3 protein-coding genes and 1 pseudogene are annotated in these 3,130 nt (G+C 62.5%); all 4 read left to right on the forward strand.

What is annotated here, in order from left to right:
• A pseudogene (locus EN906_RS39040) lies at positions 1-77 on the forward strand (GFA family protein); the annotation flags it as partial.
• Positions 74-550: a GFA family protein gene (locus tag EN906_RS28595; protein WP_027038010.1), complete on the forward strand. Its 477-nt coding sequence runs from the start codon at positions 74-76 to the stop codon at positions 548-550. The pseudogene EN906_RS39040 and the gene EN906_RS28595, both read left to right, overlap by 4 nt.
• Positions 547-1,503 (forward strand): prolyl aminopeptidase, encoded by a 957-nt coding sequence (pip, locus tag EN906_RS28600; protein WP_127268544.1) that lies wholly within the window; start codon positions 547-549, stop codon positions 1,501-1,503. The genes EN906_RS28595 and pip overlap by 4 nt, the downstream gene beginning before the upstream one ends.
• On the forward strand, positions 1,500-3,122 hold the full coding sequence (gene cimA / locus EN906_RS28605) for a citramalate synthase (RefSeq protein WP_206517190.1): 1,623 nt from the start codon (positions 1,500-1,502) through the stop codon (positions 3,120-3,122). Before pip ends, cimA begins: the two co-directional genes overlap by 4 nt.
• Positions 3,123-3,130: the final 8 nt, after the last annotated feature.

The following is a 3,130-nucleotide window of genomic DNA, read 5'->3' on the forward strand; positions in this document are numbered from 1 at the left end:
CTTATCTGGCGGATCTCGTCTCCTATCAGCATCCGGACCACGACACCGAACAATGGCCGCCAAAGGAAAGATCATGACCGATCAGGTAAGAACCGGCGGCTGCCAGTGTGGCGCCGTGCGTTTCCGCATTCATGGAGCGCTCGGCCGTCCATCGATCTGCCATTGCCGCATGTGCCAGAAGCAGTTCGGCTCGTTCTTCGGTGCACTGGTCACGGTGCCCAGGGACGGCGTCGAATGGACCCATGAAGAGCCGAGCTATTTCCAGTCGTCGGTCAACATCGATCGTGGTTTCTGCGCCCGCTGCGGGACGCCGCTGACCTACCGGCAGCCCGGTGGACTTGAGATCGCTATCGGTGCCTTCGACGACCGCTCCGATCTTGCCCCGCAGATCCAGGTCAACTACGCCGCGCGGCTGCCCTGGGTGGAGACGATCTTCGATCAGCCCGTCCACCAGGATCCTGATTATTACAACAGGCAGGAATCCATCATCTCCTTCCAGCACCCAGACCATGAAACAGCGGACTGGCCGACCAAAGGTTTGCAGCTATGAGCAGTCAATTGCGTACGCTTTATCCCGAGATCGAGGCGTTCGATTCCGGCATGCTGGATGTCGGCGACGGCCATCAGGTCTACTGGGAGCGTTCGGGCACGAGGGGCGCCAAGCCGGCGGTGTTCCTGCATGGCGGGCCGGGCGGCACCATTTCCCCAAAACACCGGCGGCTGTTCGACCCGAAGCTCTACGATGTCATCCTGTTCGACCAGCGCGGCTGCGGAAAATCGACGCCCAACGCCTCGCTCGAAACCAATACGACCTGGCACCTGGTCGCCGACATCGAACGCCTGCGCGAAATGGCCGGCTTCGACAAATGGCTGGTGTTCGGAGGCTCCTGGGGGTCGACGCTGGCGCTCGCCTATGCCGAAACGCACCCCGAACGCGTCAGTGAGTTGGTGGTACGCGGCATCTACACGCTGACGCGAGCCGAACTCGAATGGTACTATCAATTCGGCGTCTCGGAAATGTTCCCGGACAAATGGGAGCGCTTCCTGGCGCCGATCCCGGAGGCCGAGCGCGGCGACATGATGGCTGCCTACCGCAAGCGGCTGGTCGGCACGGATCGCAAGGCGCAGATCGAGGCGGCCCGCGCCTGGAGCTTGTGGGAAGGCGAAACGATCACGCTTTTGCCCGAGCCGGAGACCAGCGGACCATTTGGGCAGGACGACTATGCCATCGCCTTTGCCCGCATCGAGAACCACTATTTCGTCCATGCCGGCTGGCTGGAGGAAGGGCAGTTGCTGCGCGACGCGCACAAGCTGGCTGACATTCCCGGCACCATCGTCCATGGCCGCTACGACATGCCGTGCCCGGCGCATTATGCCTGGGCGCTGCACAAGGCCTGGCCAAAGGCGGATTTCCACCTGATCGAGGGCGCCGGTCATGCTTATTCGGAGCCGGGGATTTTGGATCGGCTGATCCGCGCGACGGACAAGTTTGCAGGCAAATGACCATGACCCGCGAGCGCCTCTATCTCTTCGACACCACATTGCGCGATGGCCAGCAGACCCCTGGCATCGACTTTTCCGTCGAGGACAAGATCGCCATCGCGAAACTGCTCGATGCTTTTGGCCTCGACTATGTCGAAGGTGGCTATCCCGGCGCCAATCCGACCGACACCGCCTTCTTCCAGGAGAAACGTACGTCGCGCGCCAAATTCGTCGCCTTCGGCATGACCAAACGGGCTGGGGCGTCGGCTTCCAACGATCCCGGCCTTGCGTCACTCGTGCAATCCAAGTCGGATGCCATCTGCTTCGTCGCCAAGAGTTGGGACTACCATGTCCGTGTCGCGCTCGGCTGCACCAATGAGGAGAACCTCGACGCCATCAAGGCCTCCGTCGAGGCGGCGATCGCCGCCGGCAAGGAGGCGTTGGTCGACTGCGAGCATTTTTTCGACGGCTTCAAGGCCAATCCCGATTATGCGCTGGCCTGCGCCAGGACCGCCTATGATGCCGGCGCGCGCTGGGTGGTGCTGTGTGACACCAATGGCGGCACGCAGCCATCGGAAGTCCGCGCCATCGTCGAGAAGGTTATTTTATCAGGTATTTCGGGCGATCATCTCGGCATCCATGCCCATGACGACACCGGCCAGGCGGTCGCCAATTCGCTTGCCGCGGTCGAGGCCGGCGTGCGCCAGATCCAAGGCACACTCAATGGCATCGGCGAGCGCTGCGGCAACGCCAATTTGATCTCGATCGTGCCTACGCTGGCGTTGAAACCGGCCTTCGCCGATCGTTTCGACACCGGTATTTCGGCTGAGGCGCTGACAGGCATTTCCAGGTTGTCCCGCGCCTTCGACGAACTCTTGAACCGCGCCCCGGAAGCGCAAGCGCCCTATGTCGGGGCCTCTGCTTTCGCCACCAAGGCGGGCATCCATGCCTCCGCGCTGGCCAAGGAGCCGGCGACCTATGAGCATGTACCCCCGGAAACGGTCGGTAACCGCCGCCGCGTCATGGTTTCGGACCAGGGCGGGAAGGCCAATTTCCTCGCCGAGTTGAGGCGGCGCGGCATCGAGGTGCCGAAGGACGATCACCGGCTCGACGCGCTGATATCAGTGGTCAAGGAGCGCGAGGCCGAGGGCTACGCCTATGAGGGCGCCGATGCCAGCTTCGAGCTCCTGGCACGCAAGATGCTGCACGGCCTGCCGGAGTTCTTCAACGTCACCTCGTTCCGCTGCATGGTCGAGCGCCGCTTCGACGCCAACGGCCAGCTGAAGACGGTCTCCGAAGCGATCGTCAAGGTGGTGGTCGACGGCGAGGAGAAGATGTCGGTGGCCGAGGGGCATGGCCCGGTCAACGCACTCGACATCGCGCTGCGCAAGGACCTCGGCAAATTTCAGGGCGAGATCGCCGACATGGAGTTGGCCGACTTCAAGGTGCGTATCCTCAATGGCGGCACCGAGGCGATCACCCGCGTTCTGATCGAATCGCATGACGGCACCGGCGCGCGCTGGTGGACGGTCGGCGTTTCCGAAAACATTATCGACGCCTCGTTCCAGGCGCTGATGGATTCCATCGTCTACAAGCTGATGAAGAACCGCGAGATGGCCGGACTGGTGGCCGCCGAATAGGGTTGAAC

It is taken from the genome of Mesorhizobium sp. M7A.F.Ca.CA.004.06.1.1, assembly GCF_003999135.1.
Lineage (GTDB): Bacteria > Pseudomonadota > Alphaproteobacteria > Rhizobiales > Rhizobiaceae > Mesorhizobium.

Coding starts and splice junctions, on each gene's coding strand:
- cimA (WP_206517190.1), top strand. CDS start 1,500: ATGACCATGACCCGCGAGCGCCTCTATCTCTTCGACACCACATTGCGC.
- EN906_RS28595 (WP_027038010.1), top strand. CDS start 74: ATGACCGATCAGGTAAGAACCGGCGGCTGCCAGTGTGGCGCCGTGCGT.
- pip (WP_127268544.1), top strand. CDS start 547: ATGAGCAGTCAATTGCGTACGCTTTATCCCGAGATCGAGGCGTTCGAT.